Here is a 16,827-nt window from a genome sequence, read left to right as displayed (position 1 = left end):
TCCAGTCATACAGGTTTATGTAGTTATAGCTTCTATTAAAAAACGCAAAAAGCCGTTCATTTTCTTTCTCTATTCTACCATGAGTAGAAGCGGAAAGAAAAATGACGGCTTCAAGGTTATTTAGTATTTCCCATTAACAAGCTGGCATAAGGGGAATCAGAAGGCAGAACGATGACCGTTTGATCTCCAATCGTTTTCTTGTAGGATTCAAGAGTCCGGTATAGTTTATAGAATTCGGGGTCTTTGGAAAAAGATTTATTATAGATTTTCGCTGCTTCCCCTTCTCCTTCTGCCCTGATCACTTCTGCATCAGCCTCTGCAGTAGAGAGCAGTTCTTTCACTTTCCGATCAGTATCCGCAATGATACGGTTTTTCTTCGCATCACCTTTGGATAGGTATTCCTGCGCTTTCGATTCCCGCTCGGAAATCATCCTCTTGAAGACGGATGCTTCGTTTTCGGCGGGCAGGTCAGTACGCTTTATCCGGACATCCGTCAAGCTGATTCCATAACTGTCCTTTTGCAGCAGATCGTTGACTTTTTCGGTTATGCGGTCGTTTAAACTTCCCCTGGATGACTTTTCATCATTGATGATCTCATCATAATTCAGCTGGCCCAGCTCTGAACGAACTGCCGAATAGATGAACTCTTCCATTTTCGTTTCGGCATTCTCAAGTGTCCTTGCATTTGTAATCAATTTCTTCGGATCTTCTATTCTCCAAACTGCATAGTTATCGATCAGCATCCGCTTTTTATCTTTCGTATTGATTTCCGCTTCGGAAACATCAGAAGTCATCTGGTACTTCGGCAAGGTCATGATACTCTGAATGAAAGGCACCTTCGCCTTCAATCCCGGGGTCTTATCGATCCTTACCACCCCACCGAATTGACGGACGACTTTGTATTCGCCCTCTTTGACGATATAGACATTGGTGAAGATGATTAGCAGCAGCGCGATGAAAATAATCAGGAAAATGCCGATTCTCACATAGCCCCTCCAATGAAAATCCCCTTTTTTCAACTCAGAGAAATCTATTATTTTTCCGCTCATTGTTTAGTGCCCCCTTCCCCTGTCGCTTTTTCTTCCGGTGCATTCCCTTTTTTCGTTTCTTCTTCAGGTATAGCGGCTTCATCAGGGGCAGGAGTTTTTTTCGTTTCCTCCTTTTCAAGTGAGCGAAGCGGCAAGTACTTCATTGTGTTTCCATCATCATTCATGATATAAATCTCTGCATTCGGCAGCACTTCCTCAAGGGTCTCAATAATAAGACGGTCCTTCGTAATCCCCTTATTGCCTTTATACTCACTTAGTAATTTTTCAAAGACCGCTACATCTCCGCGGGCAGCTTCCGTACGGGCAGCTTTATCCCCATTAGCCTGTGAAATGAGGGCATCTTTTTCCCCTTCCGCTTCATTCATCCGCTTATTTTCATATTTATCCGCTTCGTTGATTTTCGTATTCGCCGTTTCCCGGGCATCCGTTACATTTGTAAATGCTTTCCGCACTTCTTCATTCGGCAGCTCCACGTCCTGGAGTTTAACCGCAGATATGGAAATCCCGACATCATATTTCTCCATTAGCTGCGACAATAAATCGCGTACATCCGCTTCGATTTGCGCTTTACCGGATGTAAGGGCATCATCGATTTTCGTACTGCCGATAATGCTACGTAATGCAGCTGAAGTCGTATCGTATAATATTTTTTCTGGATCATCTGCATTGTATAGATATTTTGGAGGGTCGGTAATCTTCCACTGAACCACTAGGTCGGCCAGCACAATATTTTCATCACCCGTGATCATTTTGGTCTCACTCGGGTAATCCGTCACCTCTCCATCCTCTTCCTTATATCCAAATTTAAGACTGAATGTTTCTTTGGATAATTTCTCGACCGATTGAATCGGCCAAGGCAGTTTAAAGTGAAGTCCTGGTTCCGTTATCGTTTGTTCCACTTTACCAAACGTCATTATGACAGCTTGATCGGATTCATCAACCGTGTACCAGGTCGATATCGCAACTACACCTAAAATTAAAATAAGAAAGACAAGTCCTGTTATCGTATATATCCTTTTTAAGCTAACGATATGTATCACCCCTTCTTTTGCAGTTATATCTTATTTACGCAAGAAAGGGCCTAAAGTTTCATGAAAATCAAATATTTTCCTAGGAAAATAGGATAGAGGAATGGTTCCCGGGGAATATGGCCAAAATTAAAAGACAGAGACTATGTCTCTGCCTACAGTTTTTTAAGGGTTTTGTACAATATTGAATGTTGATCGGAACGGAACGCAGGGTACTCGCTTTCCGCGGGCGGTCCGCCCTTTGTGCTTGTGGGGTCTCCTTGGGAAGGGCTATTCCTACGGGGAGTTTCGCTCACCTGTTCCAATCATCTATGCTTTAATGTTTAGATTGAACTTCTACAAAATCAAACAGAGACTATGTCTCTGTCAATGTTTAACTCCTTGGATGAGGGGTTGTACAACCATTGTACCCCTGCATTATGAAGTCCGTTTTAAGGAATTGTAAAGGACATGTAAATACGAAACCCGCTACATTTTCCCTTTTAAGCTTTTATTTAAAGTGACTGTAAAGGTCGTCCCGGTTCCAGGTGTGCTTTCCACGTTGATTTTACCTTTATGGACTTCAATTATGTGCTTGACGATTGCCAATCCAATGCCAGTTCCTCCTGAATCGCGGCTCCTCGCCTTATCAATCCGGTAAAACCGTTCAAAGATCCTTGGCAGTTCTTTTTCTTCGATGCCGATCCCGTTGTCTTGAACTGCAATATCGACGGTCTGTTCATTTTCTATGATATCAACGGTGACCCTGCCGCCATTTGGTGTATAGGTCAATGCGTTCGTAATCAAATTGATGAAAACCTGTTTGATCCTGTCAGATTCCCCCTCAATGAATACGGGTTCCGGTGATGTTTTAATTTCAAGGGATACTTCTTTTTCCTTCAGCTTGCCTATAAGCATCTCTTGTATTTCGCCAAGTACTTTCGTAATATCCACGACCCCTGCGTGTAGAACGAATTCCTGTTGCTCCATCTTGGATAAATTCAGAAGCTCCTGAATGAGTTCTTGCAGCCGGTCACTTTCTTTCAAGATAATCGATAAAAAGTGCTTTAAGGTCTTTTCGTCTTTTAGAGCGCCATCTAACAATGTTTCAGAAAAGCCTTTAATGGAAGTGATCGGGGTCCTCAATTCATGGGACACATTAGCCACGAAATCCTTCCGCATCTGCTCGAGCCTTTTCAATTCGGTGATATCATGGAAAATGAGGAGGATCCCCTTCCATTCATCATGATTCCCGATAATGGGAGCCCCGTAAATCTCAAAATGCTTACGTTCTATGGCAAGCGGTATCTTCACCTGTCGTTTTATCGTTTTTTCCGTTCGAAAGATCTCTTCGATGATGGCTATCACTTCCTGATCTTTAATGACCGAGTAATATTCCTGAAACAAAAACGTAGCGGCGTTCACATGGAAGCTTTTCTTGAATTCCCGGTTGATTAAGGTCGTATACCCTTTACTGTCTATCAGCAAGACCCCGCTGCCGATATTTTCAACAAGTGCTTCCAAACGATCCTGATTCATTTCCCTCGCTACCTCTGTTTCCTGAAGATTCCTCGCCAATATGTTCAAGGAAGTTGTCAGCATTCCCGTTTCATCGGAATGCCGCCCGAATGTCCTGGTTCCGTAATTCCCTTTTGCCAGTTCAATGGCTGCTGTCGTCGCCTCTTCGATCGGACGGGTATAATATGAGGTGATTTTACTCGCAAGCATGAGAATGATGATCAAGGCAACCCCTAAACAAATGATCAATATTTGCCACATTTGTTTATTCACTTGATGGATGGCCTCTATTTCATTGCTATGGACGACAAATCCTTCAATCTCGCCGTCCTTTTCAACCGTCTTCCAATAATAATGGAGGTCCGATTCCCCTTCGACCACTTCATACCCTTCCCCATGCTTAAGCCCTTTTTCCAAAGTTATCTTGCGAAGGACATTGGCATGGCTTTTAAGTATTTCATTGGATGATGTCGAATCGTATAATATTTCCCCTCTCGTGGAGAGAATGGTTAAATTCGAATCTAAAAGCGGTGTCAGTTTTGCCGTCTTCCCTTTTTCCAAAAAGGACTCGATCCCGCCATGCTCCTGAATATATGTAGAAATGAAAAATGTTTCGTTCTGTATACGCTCATTGAACGTTTTAATATAATAACTTTTGAACAAGTGTCCTAATAAAAAGCCCACGGCCATCAGGACGACCATCACCAATGTGATGAGGGTATATAAGAGCTTTTTACGATAGGTCGTCATTCTTTTTTAGGCTCCTCAAGCTTATACCCCAAGCCCCTTATCGTTTTAATATAAAGAGGTTTTTTTGTATCCTTCTCTATTTTTTCACGAAGATGGCTAATATGGACATCGACGATCCTTGAGTCTCCCGCGAAATCATAATTCCATACCGCACTGAGCAGTTGATCCCTTGTCAGCACTCTTCCTTTATTCTTCGCCAAATATAAAAGTAATTCAAATTCCTTTGGAGTCAATTCTAATTGCTGTTCATCAAAGAATGCTTCGTATCGTTCCGGGAACACTTTCAATTCCCCTAATTTCAAGAGACCATCTTCCTGATCCTGACTTGACTCACTTCCGTTCGATTGCAACTGGGATCTTCTTAAAATGGCTTTAATCCGGGCCACTACCTCCCTGGGACTAAATGGCTTGGTCAAGTAATCATCCGCCCCTAGTTCCAGTCCCAGCACCTTGTCAAATTCATCGTCCTTAGCTGTCAGCATCAAGATCGGTATATTGATTTTTTGCTGGCGAAGCTGCTTACATACTTCAAGCCCGTCCATTTTAGGCAGCATCAAATCCAATACCACTAAATCGGGGCGCATATCCACTGCAGCCTCCAGCCCTTGTTCTCCATCCAAAGCTGTGATCACCGTATAGCCTGACTGTTCTAAATTGTACTGAAGTAAGGTAACTATTGATTGCTCATCATCCACTACGAGAATTTTCTTTGACATTAGATCCTCCTGAATTATGTATTACCCAAAAGACCAATTTCTTGGTCTACTCATCCAATTCCATTATAAAGAATATTATATGAAATTTACACATAAAAAAAACGGAAATAAAGTTATCCCTATCTTCAGCAAGGAGATTATAAGTTCAAGGCTTCTTTTGAAGCGGATTAAAAAACTGCCCGGAGTTGGAAAAAGGCCTTGGCCTTTTCTTCCATTATCCGGGCAGTCTGATCATGATCTCTTATTGAAGGACTTGCATTACTGCTTTAACTGATTCAACTGATTTTGAAAGTGCCGCTTTTTCGCCTTCAGTCAAATCAAGTTCGATGATTTGTTCAATACCGTTTGCACCAAGTACAGTCGGCACTCCAAGGTAGATCCCTTCAAATCCGTATTCACCTTCAAGATAAGCGATTGATGGAAGAACGCGACGTTGATCTTTAAGGATCGCTTCAGCCATTTCCACTAGGGATGCAGCCGGTGCATAATAGGCGCTTCCGTTTCCAAGAAGGTTTACGATTTCCCCGCCGCCAGTGCGGGTACGAGCCACTATTGCTTCTAAACGATCTTGAGGGATCAATTTTTCCAAAGGAATTCCGCCTGCATAAGAGTAACGCACTAGAGGAACCATATCGTCTCCGTGTCCGCCAAGTACGAAACCAGTTACATCTTTAACGGATAAGTTTAATTCTTGAGCTACGAATGTGCGGAAACGAGCTGTATCAAGAACGCCTGATTGTCCGATAACGCGTTCTTTAGAGAAACCAGATTCTTTGTATACAGTGTAAGTCATTGCATCTACAGGGTTAGTTAAAACGATGATGGTTGTATTAGGGGAATGTTTAACTACTTCTTTAGTTACTGATTTCATAACTTTTTGGTTAGTTTGAACTAAGTCGTCACGGCTCATGCCGGGCTTACGGGCAATTCCGGCAGTGATGATCACTACGTCGGAGTCAGCTGTTTCTGCATAGTCGGATGTACCGATGATGTTAGCATCGAAACCTAGAACAGGTCCTGCTTCCGCCATATCAAGAGCTTTACCTTTTGTAGGGTTTTCCGCTTGCGGAATATCAACTAAAACGATATCACCAAGCTCTTTTTGAGCTGCAAGGAATGCTGCTGTAGCACCAGTGAATCCAGCACCTACCACTGTGATTTTTTTACGTTTAGACATGTTATTTCCTCCTTAAAATATATAAATACTTTTGGAATACTTCTAACATCCGCTTGAAAATATATATAAGCCTCCTGGAAAAGGAGCCCGTTCAGGCACTTTTCCAGAAAGCATATAATGAATTACTTAAGGTTTTTGATAAGCTCGTCTGCGAACTCAGAACATTTAACTTCCGTTGCACCTTCCATTAGGCGGGCAAAGTCGTATGTAACAACTTTAGAAGCGATTGTTTGTTCCACTGATTTAGTGATGCTGTTTGCAGCTTCGTTCCAACCAAGGTGCTCAAGTAAAAGAACGCCTGAAAGAAGAACTGAAGATGGGTTAACTTTATCAAGACCAGCATATTTAGGAGCCGTTCCGTGAGTTGCTTCGAAGATGGCATGTCCAGTTTCGTAGTTGATGTTTGCTCCTGGAGCGATACCGATTCCGCCAACTTGTGCAGCTAATGCATCAGAAATGTAATCTCCGTTCAAGTTCATTGTTGCAACAACATCAAACTCTTTAGGACGAGTCAGGATTTGTTGTAAGAAGATATCAGCAATGGAATCTTTAACGATGATTTTGCCTTCAGCTTCAGCAGCAGATTGTGCTTTGTTAGCAGCTTCAGTGCCTTCAGCATCTTTAATTTTGTCATATTGGTTCCATGTGAACACTTTATCGGCGAATTCTTGTTCTGCAACTTCATAACCCCAAGTTTTGAATGCACCTTCAGTGAATTTCATGATGTTACCTTTATGAACAAGTGTTAATGACTTACGGCCTTCTTTGATCGCATAGTTAAGTGCAGAGCGAACAAGACGTTTTGTTCCTTCTTCGGAAATCGGTTTAATTCCGATACCTGAAGTTTCAGGGAAACGAATTTTTTGAACACCGAATTCATTTTGTAGGAATTCGATTAATTTCTTGGCTTCGTCAGAACCTTTTGCATATTCGATACCAGCATAGATGTCTTCAGTGTTTTCACGGAAGATGACCATGTCAGTGTCTTCTGGACGTTTAACTGGAGAAGGTACACCTTCAAAGTAACGTACTGGACGAAGACATACGAATAAGTCTAATACTTGACGCAATGCAACGTTCAATGAGCGGATACCGCCACCGATTGGAGTTGTAAGAGGTCCTTTAATAGCGATTAGATATTCGTTAATGACATCAAGAGTTTCTTGTGGAAGCCATTCGCCCGTTTGGTCAAATGCTTTTTGTCCAGCTAAAACTTCTTTCCATTCGATTTTCTTTTCGCCATTGTAAGCTTTTTCAACTGCTGCGTCTAAAACGCGGGATGCTGCAGCCCAGATATCAGGACCGATTCCGTCTCCCTCAATATAAGGAACGATTGGGTTGTTTGGTACGTTAAGAACACCGTTAGTAACTGTGATTTTTTGGCTTTGTGTCATGTCTCTTACCTCCGATTCAAATTCAAAGGTTAGATGGCCTGCCATTTTAATGAGGCAGAACCACTAACCTTTTTTACTCACATCTATTAATTTACTACAAATTCGATGAAATAAAAAATGATTTTTCGAAAAAACTTTTAATTAGCGTTTTTCAATCGGTACATATTTTTGCATACCTGGTCCAACATACTCTGCACGCGGACGGATAAGGCGGTTGTTTGAATATTGCTCAAGGATATGAGCGATCCAGCCTGAAGCACGGCTTACAGCAAAGATTGGTGTAAATAGGTCATGCTCGATACCTAAACTGTGGTATACGGAAGCAGAATAGAAATCCACGTTCGGCGGAAGATTTTTTTGACCGGTTACGATTTCATGAATTTTGATGGACATATCATAATATTGAGGTTGTCCAGTAAGTTCAGTCAGTTTTTGTGACATTTCTTTAAGGTGTTTAGCACGAGGATCACCTTTACGGTATACACGGTGACCAAAGCCCATGATTTTTTCTTTATTGGCTAATTTTTCGTTGATATATGGCTCAACGTTTTCAACTGAACCAATTTCTGTAAGCATTTTCATGACTTGTTCGTTGGCTCCGCCGTGAAGTGGGCCTTTTAAAGCACCAATGGCAGAAGTTACGCCAGAATAGATATCAGATAATGTAGCCACACAAACGCGTGCAGTGAATGTAGAAGCGTTTAATTCATGGTCAGCATGAAGAACCAATGCTTTGTTGAATGCTTCTTCTTCGATTGCCGTTGGTTCGTTACCGCTTAACATATATAAGAAGTTAGCAGCAAAGCTTAAATCTGTACGTGGAGCAACAGCTTCTTTCCCTTGACGGATGCGAGCGAAAGTTGTTACCAATGTAGGGATTTTTGCTTGGATGCGGATTGCTTTACGATAGTTAGCGTCTTCACTCATTACATCTGCTTCTTCATCATAGAGACCAAGAAGAGATACTGCAGTGCGAAGAGCTCCCATTGGATGTACTTTATCAATTGGGTATGTTTTGAAGTGATTAACCACTTCAGCTGGAATTTCAGCATTTTCAGCAAGTTGTTTAGTTAATTCTTCTAGTTGGCTTTTGTTCGGAAGAGCTCCGTGCCATAAAAGATAGATTACTTCCTCGAATGTTGCGTTCGAAGCCAAATCATCGATGTCATAACCTACATACGTTAATGTGTCATCGATAATGGAGCTTACTGATGAAGTTGTTGCTACCACACCTTCAAGACCTTTTGTTGCTGTCATACTAAATCTCTCCTTTTCCTAGATATTCCCCTATGCCCTTGCTATTAGCGTATAAATATAGCGCTTCCAAGAAATTAGCTTTGTAAACAACCATCTATTTTTTAGCAGAAGACATACATCTTGTATTGGAAGCGTTCACAGAATATGACCCCAACAATAGTAAAATGTACGATAATCTTTAATACGAAATTCTAAAAATAATGCTTGTAGCTATTCCTAGTGAGCGCTTGCTCAATAACTACATCTTTTTTTTAAGATTCCTCAAAAATATCAATGATATTCTGAATCCCATTTTTAATAAATCAGAGCAGTTACATGATTATTATAAACAATAAACACTTTTTTGGGAATGAAAAGCACTTAAAATGTGAAAAAATTATTATTTTATTAGAAAAATTAGCTACATATTCTCTTGCTTTTTTAATGCGATTCAAAACGTTTTTTTTTAAAAAAATGACCCAAAGCAGAATAAACGAAACATTAAATAGAAAATTTACAATCCCGGCATTGACGGACTTTTCTCCCCTTAGCCACTCGCTTCATTTAAAAAAATTGAAGATCTGCATGCATAAATAAGCAATTCCCGCCCCGATTAACGGGCCGACAGCCACTCCTTTGAATAAGGCGACCGCAAGAATCGTCCCAAATACAAGTGCAGTGGTAATGTGCGGATCGTGCGACAGGAGTGTAATCCCATTTTTTGCTATGAGCGCAACAGCTATTCCAGATGCTAGTGCAATCCAGGCATAAGGAGATTTTATCGCGTCTCCGAGTTCCTTGAAACCTATCGCCCCGTTTGCTATGGGAATGAGTACGGAGATCGTGATGATCGTGACGCCCAAGTTGATTCCTTTCGCTTCCAGGTATGGAAACACTTTAGCGTCAAGGCCAACCAGTTTCATGCTTAAAAGAAAACCCGCAGCCATGATCAGTGAGGTATTTTTCCCGAACCAACCGATTGCAGCAAGCAGAATTAAAAATACGACAGGACCGTTGATCATTATCCCTTCACCTTCTTCCTTCTGTTTTTTTGTTATTTTAACATAACAAACTCCCTTGTTCCTGGGAGAAAAATGATTTAAGGGAACGATGCATCTGCGGAAAAAATCCAAGCCGAAAGATGAAAGAATCTTTCCTTTCTTTTCCATCATCGTTACAATTATAATACAAACTTAATGGTTGAAGGAGGATATGACTTGAATCCGGTATATATGTATCGTTTCATTCGCTCTTTACTGGTCGTCGGAGGGATAATTTTAGGTGGAATTGCCTTGTTTTATTTATCTAAATATACATATCCATTCATCATTGCCATGATAATCGCTTTCTTGATGAATCCCCTGGTCATTTTTTTCGAAAGGAAAGGGCGGCTGCCACGGGGGTTGGCTGTATTCGTTTCCCTTTTGCTCATTTTCCTTTTATTTGCGGGTCTTATCACCTTACTGGTTACCGAAATCATTTCAGGGACCAATTACCTTGCCGGAGTCATCCCGAAACACATTGAAACCATCGTGGATTATATAGAAACATACATCGCTACCACCGTCATCCCTTTATATAATCAAATAGCTGCCATGTTCAATAATTTGGATACCGAACAGCAAGACACGATCCTCAAGAATATCCAAAATATCGGTGAATCCATCACTACGGGAGTAAGCGGCTTCATTCAAGCTTTCTTGAAGAACATCCCCACAATCATCGGGTGGTTTCCAACTACAGCAACGGCACTCCTTTTTACCCTGCTTGGCACGTTCTTCATCAGCAAGGATTGGGATACCTTTGGCCGCATGACCGGAAAAGTGTTGCCTGATAAGATATTTGCGGGTGCAAAGCGTTTATTCTGGGACCTAAAACGGGCTTTATTCGGGTTTATCCGGGCACAATTCACTCTTGTTTCATTGACGACTGTCACGATTTTAATCGGATTCCTCATTTTGGGGGTGAATTATTCAATTACCATTGCCCTGATATGCGGACTGGTCGATATCATTCCCTATTTAGGGACAGGTACGATTTTCATTCCTTGGATCATCTTTGAATTCATCGCCGGGAATACAAGTCTCGCAATCGGTTTGTCCGTCCTATACATAATCGTCGTTGTCCAGCGTCAGCTAATTGAGCCAAAAGTACTTTCTTCCAGTATTGGTTTGGATCCGCTTGCCACTCTCATCGCCTTGTTCATCGGCTTCAAATTGATCGGTTTCCTAGGTCTGATTGCAGGACCTGTCGTACTTGTCATATTCAATACACTTCAGCGTGCCAATGTCTTCAAGGCCATATGGACTTTCATCATCGGGGATACAAAAAAAACCACTTAAGATAATCCAGACATCTATTAGCATTCACTCCTTTCCATTTAAAAATCCGCCTCGGGTACAAGGCGGATCTTTGGTTTTACGCTAAAATTATTTTGACGTCTCGAATTGTTCTGTTTCAGTAGAACCTGCAAGTGCTGTTGTGGATGATGTTCCACCGGAAACGACTTGTGCCACTTCATCAAAGTAACCAGTTCCCACTTCACGCTGATGACGTGTTGCTGTATAGCCGTCCGGCTCACTGGCGAACTCCGCTTGTTGAAGTTCTGAGTATGCAGCCATGCCGCGATCTTTATAACCAAGAGCAAGGTTGAACATGCTATGATTCAATGAGTGGAAGCCTGCAAGTGTAACGAATTGGAATTTATAACCCAATTTACCCAATTCCACTTGATAATTGGCAATCTCCTCATCACTTAATTTCGCTTTCCAGTTAAATGATGGGGAACAATTGTAAGCAAGCAATTTGCCCGGGAACTCTGCATGGATAGCCTCGGCAAAGCGGCGAGCATCCGCTAGATTAGGTTCAGAAGTCTCACACCAGATAAGGTCGGCATATGGCGCATAAGCAAGGCCTCTTGCAATGGCTTGGTCAAGACCTGCATTCGTGCGGTAGAATCCTTCTGGAGTCCTTTCACCAGTGATGAATGGTGCATCGACCGGATCAATATTATCGGTGATCAAATCTGCAGCATCAGCATCCGTACGGGCAATCAGGATGGTCGGTGTACCCATTACATCGGCTGCCAATCGGGCGGAAACTAAATTACGTACTGCCGTTTGGGTTGGAAGAAGGACTTTACCGCCTAGGTGACCGCACTTTTTCTCGGAAGAAAGCTGGTCTTCAAAATGAACGCCTGCCGCTCCAGCTTCGATCATGCCTTTCATTAATTCGAAGACGTTAAGGGAACCGCCAAAACCTGCTTCAGCATCCGCCACGATTGGAGCGAACCAATCGATATCATCTTTACCTTCAGCAAAGCTGATTTGGTCTGCACGCTGAAGTGTCTGATTAATGCGTTTAACAACTTGCGGCACGGAGTTGGCTGGATATAAACTTTGGTCAGGGTACATTTGCCCTGCGATGTTAGCATCTGCCGCCACTTGCCAGCCGCTTAAGTAGATTGCTTTTAAACCAGCTTTCACCTGCTGCATTGCTTGGTTACCAGTCAATGCTCCTAATGCATTGATGAAATCCTCTGTATTTAATAGATTCCATAACTTTTCGGAACCACGGCGTGCCAATGTTTGTTCAATATCGATGGAACCTCTTAGTTTAATTACTTCTTCGGCCGTATAAGGACGTTTAATACCAGTCCACCGTGAGTCATTTTCCCAGCTTTGTTGTAATTTTTGCGCTCTCTCATTCATCATCATTTTTTCCTCCTAATTCATATTATATATTTTGAATATTAAGATAATTTTTCGTATGCCGCGTTAGTTAAGAAATCTGCAAAGTCATCCGCTTCAATCAATTGTTCAAATAGTTTAGTAGACTCTTCAAACTTTCCTGATTTGAAAGTTTCTTCCCCTACTTCCGATTTAATGACCGCCAATTCTTCTTCTTTGATTTGATGGAATAATTCCTCGGTTATTTCCCTGCCATCTTCGAGAATGCCTTTTGGATGACGGATCCATTGCCAGACTTGAGCCCTTGAAATTTCAGCGGTTGCAGCATCTTCCATTAAGTTATTGATAGGTGCCGCACCTCTGCCGCTTAACCATGAGGCGATATATTGGATGCCGACATTAATATTCGTCCTTAATCCTGCCTCTGTGATCGTTCCTTCCGGTACAGCCAGCAACTCTTGAGCTGTTACATGGACATCTTCCCGTTTCCGGAAAATTTGATTCGGTTTTGGGACGAGGAGGTCAAAAACCTCTTTTGCCGTGCTAACCATACCTGGGTGGGCGACCCATGTTCCATCATGACCGTCTCTTGCTTCGCGTTCTTTATCTGCCTTTACTTTCGCAAAAGCCTCATCGTTCTTAACCGGGTCATTTTTAACAGGAATTTGCGCGGCCATCCCGCCAATTGCAGGAGCATTACGAGTGTGACATGTTTTGATTGCCAGTAAGGAATACGCCCTCATGTTCGGGACAGTCATCGTGACCTGCTGCCGATCTGGGAAGATAACATCATCCGAGTGACGGAATTTTTTCAGGAAACTAAAGATATAATCCCAGCGGCCGCAGTTCAGGCCTGCGGAATGCTCTTTCAGCTCGTACAGAATTTCGTCCATTTCGAATGCAGCTAGAATCGTTTCTATCAAGACCGTTGCCTTGATGGTTCCTTGCGGAATTCTCAAATCGTTCTGTGCATATACGAATATTTCATTCCATAATCTTGCTTCGAGATGGCTTTCCATTTTTGGTAAGTAAAAGTATGGACCGCTTTGTTTTTCGACCAATGCTTTTGCGTTGTGGTAAAAGTACAGTCCAAAGTCAAAAATGCTGGCCGATATAGGCTGTCCATCCAATAGGACATGTTTTTCCTCCAAATGCCACCCTCGTGGCCTTACCTTTAGGACAGCTGTTCTTTCATTTAATTCATACACTTTGCCATTTGGATTTTTAAATGAAATGGTTCCGCGGATTGCATCGCGCAGATTCAATTGGCCATCAATGCAATTCTCCCAAGTGGGTGAATTGGCATCTTCAAAGTCCGCCATGAATACATTGGCACCTGAGTTCAGGGCATTTATGATCATTTTGCGATCAACAGGTCCAGTGATTTCAACCCTGCGGTCCTGCAAATCATTCGGGAGGGGCGCAATCGTCCAATCACTTTCACGAATATGCTTCGTTTCTTCAAGGAAATCAGGAAGCTTGCCTTGATTCAGTTCTTCCTGAACGCTTTTCCGCCGTTCTAGAAGTTCTGCCCTTCTCCCACTGAAATGCCGTTCAATTCTTTCGATGAATTGAAGAGCTTCCGTTGTAAGTATTTGTTCATATCCTGGCTTAATGGTGCCTGTAATTTGTAAGCCTTTTGCTTCCGTAATCATGTTGCCTCTCCACATCCTTTCCAACTCTCCTATGTTATAATACAGATGTTTTATTTCCTGTTTGTATTATATAACACGTTGTATAAATTTGTCACCAGTTTTTTCTAAAAAATCTAAAAAAAGATTTTTAAGCATGGAAAAGCCTGATTTACCAATGTTTCCAATGGTTAATAATTTAAAAATCCTGTTATTATACACATTTCATTCTCGTGGAAATCATCATTCAATGGTGTAACAGGCAAAATCCGCTTTACATTGAAACTCCCATTTCAATGTAAAGCAAAAAAGCACCCCCCAAATAAATTGGATGCTTTTGCGGACCTTTTTTCCAGACCAAAAAGGCCGCCTAAAAGCTTGAGCCTTTAGACAGCCTTATATTATTTATGCCGAATGATGGTAACTTTCCCTTTATTCATCCTGTTCATGATAAACCGGATAACAATCGGTTTGAGGAGATTCCGGGTTGGCGGAAACACAAGGATCAATCCCATGATATCCGAGATGAGCCCAGGGGACAGCAACAGTGCAGCTCCGATAAAGATACAGATTCCATCAATGATTTCATTTCCTGGCATCATTCCGTAATGAATCTGTTCCTGTGCCTTTTTCCAAGTTTCCATCCCTTGCCGTTTAGCCAAATAGGCTCCGATCAAACCTGTGGCTATAATCAGGAACAGCGTTGGCCAAAAACCAATCAGATTGCCTGACAGCAAAAGGACAATAATTTCAACGACCGGCATCGCAATGATAAACATTAAAAAATATTTCATCTACATTCCTCCTGCACAGCCCATTTCTGGTGCGGTACATCCATCTTACCTCATTGGCACGGAATCAGCCAAAATTTCGTTTTACAAAACGTTTGCATGTCCATCATAAATGACTCCACGCCCTGCATCGACCGTTATTCTTTGACCATCCGTGAAAACCTTGGTCGCGTCCTCCGCCCCAACGATGACCGGTATACCCAATGTAACTCCTACAACAGCTGCATGGCTTGTCAAACCGCCTTCTTCCGTAATCAACGCCGCACACTTTTCAATCGCCGGCATCATTTCGCGGTCCGAACCGATCGTAACCAATACAGAGCCTTCCTTCACTTTATCCAAAGCTTCCTTGGCATTCTTAGCTATTACCACTTCACCTTTCGCCGATTTCCTGCCGATTCCTTGAGCCTTCAAAAGAACCTCTCCTAAAACATGAATTTTCATCAAGTTAGTCGTACCTGTTTCACCTACAGGCACACCGGCTGTAATGACGACTAAATCCCCATGGGAAACTAAGCCAGAATGCAAGCTTTCATCTATTGCGGTTTGAAGCATTTCATCGGTAGTCGTCGCTTTTGGACCAATCTGCGGATAGACTCCCCATGCCAATGCAAGCCTTCTTGAAACATGATCATTGGATGTAACAGCAATGATCGGTGCTTTAGGGCGGTATTTAGAAATCATCCTTGCCGTATGACCGCTTTCTGTAGGGGTGATGATTGCCCCAGCATTAAGATTAAGCGCGGTGTGGGCAACGGATTGACCAATAGCATCAGTGACATTATGGCGGTTCACTTTGCTTCTGACTGATAATATATCCCGATAATCAAGGGCAGTTTCAGCACGTGAAGCAATGTTATGCATCGTTTGCACCGCTTCGACAGGATAGGTTCCAGCAGCCGTTTCGCCAGAAAGCATGATTGCATCCGTTCCATCAAATATGGCATTGGCCACGTCACTTGCTTCTGCACGGGTCGGCCTTGGATTACGCTGCATCGAATCGAGCATTTGTGTAGCCGTTATGACTGGTTTCCCGGCATTATTACATTTTTTGATCATTTGTTTTTGGACCAATGGCACTTCTTCTGCAGGAATTTCCACTCCCAAGTCTCCACGTGCTACCATCAAGCCATCTGAAACTTCCAAGATCTCATCAAGACGGTCCACGCCCTCTTGATTTTCGATTTTAGGGATGATTTGAATATGTTCCGCTCCATTTTGCTGCAATAATTCACTTACTTCAAGCACGTCGGAAGCCCTGCGTACAAATGAAGCAGCAATGAAGTCGATACCCTGTTCGATCCCAAAAAGGATATCCTGTTCGTCTTTCTCCGTTATACCAGGCAGGTTTACCGAAACTCCTGGAACATTCACGCCTTTTTTGTTCTTAAGTGTACCGCTATTCAAGATCTTCGTATGGATTTCTTTTCTTACCTCATCTATCTTCAACACTTCAAGCCCGATCAATCCATCATCCAAAAGGATTTTAGATCCTGGGTGGACATCGTGCAGAAGCCCTTCATAGGTAATGGAGAATTTTTCAGGTGTTCCCAGGACTTCATTCATGGAAATGATGACTTCATTGCCGGCTACAAGCTCTATGGAATCATTTTCCATATTATTTGTCCGTATTTCAGGTCCTTTTGTATCCAAAAGGATGGCAACCTGTTTACCCGTTTTTTCGCTCGCTTCTCTGATATTGCGGATTCTGGCTGCATGTTCTTCATGGTTTCCATGAGAAAAGTTAAGCCGTGCTACATTCATCCCAGCCTCTATTAATTGAACCAGCTTTTCTATACTTTCACTTGCGGGGCCAATCGTACAAACAATCTTGGTTTTACGCATAGTGTCATCCTCCTTTAAGGAAAC

The 16,827-nt window shown here is 42.3% G+C and carries 13 protein-coding genes; 1 reads left to right on the top strand and 12 read right to left on the bottom strand.

The features are described from left to right. Nucleotides 1–116: 116 nt before the first annotated feature. From hflC to ACIQ0C_RS00325, 8 genes are all read right to left on the bottom strand, one after another. A complete protein-coding gene (gene hflC, locus ACIQ0C_RS00360; protein ID WP_403055869.1) occupies nt 117–1,049 on the bottom strand; it encodes a protease modulator HflC in 933 nt (310 codons plus the stop codon). Then, complete coding sequence (gene hflK, locus ACIQ0C_RS00355; RefSeq protein WP_403057073.1) at nt 1,046–2,080, bottom strand: FtsH protease activity modulator HflK; 1,035 nt, start codon at nt 2,078–2,080, stop codon at nt 1,046–1,048. The genes hflC and hflK overlap by 4 nt, the downstream gene beginning before the upstream one ends. Before the next feature lie 465 nt (nt 2,081–2,545). Next, nucleotides 2,546–4,324 carry a two-component system histidine kinase PnpS gene (gene pnpS, locus ACIQ0C_RS00350; protein ID WP_402835293.1) on the bottom strand — a complete coding sequence of 593 codons (1,779 nt, stop codon included), beginning with the start codon at nt 4,322–4,324 and terminating at the stop codon, nt 2,546–2,548. Further along, nucleotides 4,321–5,040: a response regulator transcription factor gene (locus ACIQ0C_RS00345; RefSeq protein WP_402835294.1), complete on the bottom strand. Its 720-nt coding sequence runs from the start codon at nt 5,038–5,040 to the stop codon at nt 4,321–4,323. Before ACIQ0C_RS00345 ends, pnpS begins: the two co-directional genes overlap by 4 nt. A gap of 241 nt (nt 5,041–5,281) precedes the next feature. Next, on the bottom strand, nt 5,282–6,217 hold the full coding sequence (mdh, locus tag ACIQ0C_RS00340) for a malate dehydrogenase (RefSeq protein ID WP_403055866.1): 936 nt from the start codon (nt 6,215–6,217) through the stop codon (nt 5,282–5,284). 122 nt (nt 6,218–6,339) lie between these two features. Beyond that, complete coding sequence (icd, locus tag ACIQ0C_RS00335) at nt 6,340–7,656, bottom strand: NADP-dependent isocitrate dehydrogenase (protein WP_402835296.1); 1,317 nt, start codon at nt 7,654–7,656, stop codon at nt 6,340–6,342. A 96-nt stretch (nt 7,657–7,752) separates the two neighbouring features. Beyond that, entirely contained in the window at nt 7,753–8,868 is a 1,116-nt protein-coding gene (citZ, locus tag ACIQ0C_RS00330; protein WP_403055863.1) for a citrate synthase, read from the bottom strand. A gap of 539 nt (nt 8,869–9,407) precedes the next feature. Continuing rightward, nucleotides 9,408–9,869 carry a DUF441 domain-containing protein gene (locus ACIQ0C_RS00325; RefSeq protein ID WP_403055860.1) on the bottom strand — a complete coding sequence of 154 codons (462 nt, stop codon included), beginning with the start codon at nt 9,867–9,869 and terminating at the stop codon, nt 9,408–9,410. Nucleotides 9,870–10,064: 195 nt separating this feature from the next. Here ACIQ0C_RS00325 and ytvI point away from each other — a divergent pair, with 195 nt between their 5' ends. Then, nucleotides 10,065–11,189, top strand: a complete 1,125-nt coding sequence (gene ytvI / locus ACIQ0C_RS00320) for a sporulation integral membrane protein YtvI (RefSeq protein WP_403055857.1) — start codon at nt 10,065–10,067, stop codon at nt 11,187–11,189. 87 nt (nt 11,190–11,276) lie between these two features. Here the strand turns inward: ytvI and aceA are convergent, their stop codons facing one another. From aceA to pyk, 4 genes are all read right to left on the bottom strand, one after another. Next, nucleotides 11,277–12,560, bottom strand: a complete 1,284-nt coding sequence (gene aceA / locus ACIQ0C_RS00315; RefSeq protein ID WP_402835489.1) for an isocitrate lyase — start codon at nt 12,558–12,560, stop codon at nt 11,277–11,279. A 38-nt stretch (nt 12,561–12,598) separates the two neighbouring features. Further along, nucleotides 12,599–14,191 carry a malate synthase A gene (aceB, locus tag ACIQ0C_RS00310; protein WP_403055854.1) on the bottom strand — a complete coding sequence of 531 codons (1,593 nt, stop codon included), beginning with the start codon at nt 14,189–14,191 and terminating at the stop codon, nt 12,599–12,601. Between the two features lie 377 nt (nt 14,192–14,568). Then, nucleotides 14,569–14,961 carry an FxsA family protein gene (locus tag ACIQ0C_RS00305; RefSeq protein ID WP_403055851.1) on the bottom strand — a complete coding sequence of 131 codons (393 nt, stop codon included), beginning with the start codon at nt 14,959–14,961 and terminating at the stop codon, nt 14,569–14,571. 81 nt (nt 14,962–15,042) lie between these two features. Then, a complete protein-coding gene (pyk, locus tag ACIQ0C_RS00300; protein ID WP_403055848.1) occupies nt 15,043–16,803 on the bottom strand; it encodes a pyruvate kinase in 1,761 nt (586 codons plus the stop codon). Between the last annotated feature and the right edge of the window lie 24 nt (nt 16,804–16,827).

Source organism: Peribacillus sp. NPDC096448, from assembly GCF_044762675.1.
GTDB classification, from domain to species: Bacteria; Bacillota; Bacilli; order Bacillales; family DSM-1321; genus Peribacillus; species Peribacillus frigoritolerans_B.
This window is presented reverse-complemented; position numbering and strand designations above follow the sequence as displayed.